Origin of the sequence: uncultured Campylobacter sp. (assembly GCF_938030685.1) — a bacterium.
Taxonomy (GTDB): Bacteria; Campylobacterota; Campylobacteria; order Campylobacterales; family Campylobacteraceae; genus Campylobacter_B.
The window spans coordinates 1-4,682 of the sequence record NZ_CALHHX010000207.1; the positions used below are offsets into that span (position 1 = coordinate 1).

Below are 4,682 nucleotides of genomic sequence, written 5' to 3' on the forward strand. Positions count from 1 at the left end.
CACGCCGATTTTACATATTTTGCCAAATACGGACTGCGCGATTACCGAGGCGGCGGACGGGCAAGTGCGCGCGAAACCGCCGTGCGCGTGGCTGCAGGGGCGTTCGCGCAAATCCTGCTAAATCACTTTAAAATTTCCGTAAAAAGCGGAATTTGCGGCGTGGGCGAAATTTACGCCAAAGCTTTAAATTTTGATTTTGCGCAAAACAGCGAAATTTTCGCACTCGATCCCGCTGCGGAAGGCGCGCAGAAAGAGCTAATTCTAAGCGTCAAAAATGCGGGCAATAGTATCGGCGGCTGCGTGCTGACGCGCGTTACGGGTGTGCCTGCGGGGCTAGGCGAACCGCTGTATGGTAAGCTAGACGCGGCGCTTGCGGGCGCGCTGATGGGCATAAACGGCGTAAAGGCCGTGCAGATCGGCGCGGGAGTGAAGGCAAGCACGCTAAAAGGTAGTGAAAACAACGATTTTATGCGCGCTAGCAAAAATTCGATCCGCACCAACGGCGGCAAGATCGGCGCAAGTTTCGCGAGCAACAACGCAGGCGGAATTTTGGGCGGCATAAGTAGCGGCGCGCCTATCGAGATTGTGACGCATTTTAAGCCCACTCCGAGCATTTTCATAGCGCAGCATAGCGTGGACGTGCACGGTGCGGACGCGGTCTGCGAGCTGCGCGGGCGGCACGATCCGTGTATCGCCGTGCGCGGCAGCGTCGTAGCCACCGCGATGGCGCGACTGGCGATCGCCGATGCGCTACTGCTAAACGCGAGCGCGACGCTGGGGAATTTGAAGCGAATTTACGGCGAGGATTAAATTTAGACGAGCGGTGCGGCGAAATTTTGCGAAATTTCATGAAATTTCAAGGGCCGAGCGATGAAATTCCCGCGAGCAAGGCGGGCAAATTTTAAATTTACGCGGTAGGCCTATCGCGACAAGGAGGGCAAAATGAGACTTGAGCGTATCGGCGAGGACTCGGCGCTGATCGCGCGCATAGAGGCGATCAACGTCGCGGCGTTCCCCGAAATCGAGCGTATCAGCATAAAAAATTTTTTAAAAATGTCGCGCAAAGGACAGCTTGAAATCGCGGCGATTTTCGAGGATTTTAGCGCCATGGGCGGTGGCTCGGCAGATAAACATCGCGCGGCGACAGGCAAAAATTTATGCGCGCCGAAGCAGGATTTTTGCGCGGCAAAGCGGGATTGCGGCGAAGCGAGCCAAAATTGCCGCTCTGCGGGTAATTGCGCCACGGCGGCGCCAAATTTAAGCGGCGAGGAGCTGGTGGGCTTTTTCGTCTATAGAACCGAGCAAACCTATAAGCGTGTGGTTTCGCACCACAAACAGCCGCCGCCTCGCCTCAATGCGGATAAAATTTTAAGATCCAAAGCCCATAGCGGCGCGGAATTTGAAGGCGCAGAGGATGAAATTCCAAGCGGTAAAGCGGAATTTTCAGAGGCAAAATTTTTTGGCGTTGCAAGCGGTAAAATCGCGAGCCGAAAAACGCAGCCTCTTAGCGGCGATGAAATTTTAAACGCCGGCGCAGATAGCAAAATTTCAATCGACGCAGACCGTTTGATTTGCGGTGCGGGCGGCAAAATTTTATCAAGCGCCGGAAGGGATGAAATTTCATCAAGCGACGCAGAGGGAAAAATTTCGTCAGGTACCGCAGAAAGCAAAATTTCGCGTCGCGAAAAGAGTGAAATTCCAAGCGGCGGGGAGAGCGAGATTTTTTACGTGGCCTACCTCGGCATCGATGCGAAATTTCGCGGGCTGGGGATCGGCTCAAGGCTGCTCGCGCTCATCGCCGAGCAAAATCCGCGCGCGCAAATCGTCCTTGACGTCGAGCCGCCGCACGAGGACGCGCCCAACCTCGCGCAGCGCCTGCGCCGCATAGAATTCTACGGCAGGCACGGCTTTGGGCGCTGCGGCAAGTTTTTCAACTACGCAGGTCTTAGCTTCGAGATCCTTGCCAAGCCGCCGCTAAGCGCGCCGCAGCAGGGCTTTGACGTAGCGAGCTTCGTGAAATTTATCGGCGCGGGCAATAAATTTAGATTTAAAATCACCGACGCGCCGCTATACAAAAACTGATGCAAAAGTCCGAATTCAGCCTCATCTGCGACGATACGTTTTATAGAATTTTCTCCGCCTCTATCCTTGCGTTTTTTTGCATTTTTATCTCTTTGGACATCGGCGGATCGGGGGAGCTGTTTTACACAGATAGCCTGCTACGCTCGCAGCGAGCCAAGCCCAGCCTGACGATCGTTTTTATGTTTTTAGCGTTACTTTATCTGCGAAGCGGTAGCAAAGAGGCGGCGCGCGTGGAATTTGACGAGCTTAAAATATCCTTTCGCAGAGGGCTAGACAAATACGATCTTATGCTTGGATGCGTCGATCTGATAGAGCCGTCGTTCGGCTTCGTGCGGACGTTTCGCGTGCCGCTTATAAGCTACGAGAGGTTTTTGAAACTGCAAGAAATTTTAAAATTCTTGCTTCTTTTCGCATACGTCGCGGGCGTGTTTTTGACGATCAAATTCGGCTTTGTCGAAGCTGCGATCTATGCAGCGGCGGGCATTTTTGCTATTTTGATCGCCTCAAAGCTCGTCGTCGCGCGGAGGCTAGACGGGCGAGCGGGGCTACGACTGCGCGACTGCCTGCTACTGCGCGGCAAGGACGATACGGGCGCGGCGGTATTTTTTTGCATCCGTCCCAGCCGCGCCGAGCGCGAGGCTTTACGCATATATTTTTTGAAAAATTTCAGCTACGACATTAAGGCGTGAAATTTTTCGGTTTTCAGCGTAAAATTTAGACCCGCTGGATGTCTGGATAAAGCTAAACGTAAACGAAGCACAAAGGCGGATGCTGCGAGAGTATTTCGCGGCGAGATTGTGGGGTTAGGTTTCGAGCAAAATTCTACTCACAGCAATCGCAGATGAGATCGCTCGGCGTCCCAAGCAGCCATCGAAGCGGTCGCAGATAAACCGCTAGCGCCCGCTTGGCTAAGACAGCCGCCGCTCGTTGCAACTCGCTGCAACCGCCCCTGCAAATATCTCGCACCATTAAACGCACCGAAAGCGAGGCGGTGATAAAATACGAAAACCATACCAAAAAGGAATTTTATGAGGGATTACGACAAAGAGCCGATCAAAATCATAGATAGAGCGGTTTACTTTCAAAACAATATTGTTCTTTTTCTTTCACTCGGTTGCTTATATAAAATATTCAATTTAGAAGTTACTCCGTTAAACTTGAAATTTTACACGCATTTTAGTGCCGATTTAGTTATGTTTATCGTAGTGGTCTTTTTATTGTTGCCGGCTACATTACTTTGGCCTATTAAAAGAAAGGGCAGTCCCGCGTATTTTTTATTGGAAAATAATAAAATCAGCTATATAAATGCTTTCGACGATAAGCCCGGGTCGCTAAATCAGGCGCTAAATGATTTTTATTTTGTCAAGAAAGAGGGAGTAATAAAAATTTGCGATGCCTACGATATAGATAAGGTAAGTTTTTGCATTATATCAGAGCTATATGATAGCTACGGAAGATTTCATTATTTTTCGTCATACGAGCTGTATAAAAAGTCGTCCATAGGGGTACACATAGGAAAAGTTGTATTGTTTTTATATCATACGATAAATTTCATATTGTTCATCTTGCCGTTTAAAATTTATATGCTGATAAGAGCGGATGAGCCTTTGGGCTTAATCCGCAAAAATATCGTGCTAAGGTTCAAAAATAGAAATTACTTCCTTATAAATATATATTCTAGGCGAGATCTGGATGAGATACTAGAGTATTTTAAGCAAAAAGGCGTCCAAGTTACGGATAAAGTGGTCTTTATGCCGCAGGCGCAGAATAAAGGCTTGTTTACCGATAAAAATGAAATTTGGAGCGATGATTTCGGCGATACGCAAATTCCAAAAGATACGTTTAAGCGTAAGCTTAGGCGGTTTTTTAGCTTGGATTAAAGAGCGATTACGCCCGTTTCAGCGTAAAATTTAGACCCGCGGGGTAGAATTACAAAAATTTTTACACGGAGCAAACAATGAAAAATTTCTTTCTAGCCGCAATAGTTTGCGCGCTTTTTAGCGGTTGCGCATATGAAGCGCAGTTTAATCAAAACGCCGACGTAGCACCGTTTGATGACACTATAAGCGCGACTAACGCCATGCAAAGCGCGCTCATTTATATCCCTAGCGAGCTAATGGGGACGAAAAGCTACGCCGCAAGCTCGAAGCTAGGCAGAGACGATGAGCTTAAAATCGATGTCGGTGAGTTCGTCGCAGGCGAGGCAAAGCGCTTCTTTAGCACTTACCTAAGGCGCGTGAGCGTCACCGACGACGAAAAAGTGCTACAAGGCAAAGGGCTAGTCATCGCGCCTGAGCTTAGCTCGTTCGGCTTTGGCTTTTACAGCTCCGACGGCATCGACGTTTCGGCAAAGCCCTACGTGCGCTACAATCTACGTCTAAAAATGTTTAAAAACGGGAAGCCGATCTACAACCAAAATATCGCCGTAAACGAGCGCAACTACGGCGAGGAGGAGTTTTTCGGCGGCGGTCAGGGCTCATACGCGCAGATTGGCGGGATCTTTCAAAAATCGATGGCGAACGACTACGCCGTGCACGCCAGAGAGATTTTGGACGTAATCAACGATAACTAATCGCGCTTGCGCCTTTGTGCGTGGTAAG

5 protein-coding genes are annotated in these 4,682 nt (G+C 49.5%); all 5 read left to right on the forward strand.

Annotation, left to right across the window (positions count from 1 at the left end):
* Positions 1-810, forward strand: an 810-nt coding sequence (gene aroC, locus Q0369_RS09895) for a chorismate synthase (RefSeq protein ID WP_298099315.1), incomplete at its 5' end; no start/stop codon positions are given.
* Positions 811-942: 132 nt separating this feature from the next.
* Positions 943-2,082 carry a hypothetical protein gene (locus Q0369_RS09900; protein WP_298099319.1) on the forward strand — a complete coding sequence of 380 codons (1,140 nt, stop codon included), beginning with the start codon at positions 943-945 and terminating at the stop codon, positions 2,080-2,082.
* Positions 2,082-2,771: a hypothetical protein gene (locus tag Q0369_RS09905; RefSeq protein ID WP_298099323.1), complete on the forward strand. Its 690-nt coding sequence runs from the start codon at positions 2,082-2,084 to the stop codon at positions 2,769-2,771. The genes Q0369_RS09900 and Q0369_RS09905 overlap by 1 nt, the downstream gene beginning before the upstream one ends.
* Before the next feature lie 339 nt (positions 2,772-3,110).
* Positions 3,111-3,962: a hypothetical protein gene (locus Q0369_RS09910; protein WP_298099327.1), complete on the forward strand. Its 852-nt coding sequence runs from the start codon at positions 3,111-3,113 to the stop codon at positions 3,960-3,962.
* Positions 3,963-4,039: 77 nt separating this feature from the next.
* Positions 4,040-4,654, forward strand: coding sequence for a hypothetical protein (locus Q0369_RS09915; RefSeq protein ID WP_298099330.1), 615 nt, complete (start codon positions 4,040-4,042; stop codon positions 4,652-4,654).
* Positions 4,655-4,682: the final 28 nt, after the last annotated feature.

What these genes read in the sequence shown, in the direction of transcription:
- Q0369_RS09900 (WP_298099319.1), top strand. Translation starts at nt 943, where the DNA reads ATGAGACTTGAGCGTATCGGCGAGGACTCGGCGCTGATCGCGCGCATA.
- Q0369_RS09915 (WP_298099330.1), top strand. Translation starts at nt 4,040, where the DNA reads ATGAAAAATTTCTTTCTAGCCGCAATAGTTTGCGCGCTTTTTAGCGGT.
- Q0369_RS09905 (WP_298099323.1), top strand. Translation starts at nt 2,082, where the DNA reads ATGCAAAAGTCCGAATTCAGCCTCATCTGCGACGATACGTTTTATAGA.
- Q0369_RS09910 (WP_298099327.1), top strand. Translation starts at nt 3,111, where the DNA reads ATGAGGGATTACGACAAAGAGCCGATCAAAATCATAGATAGAGCGGTT.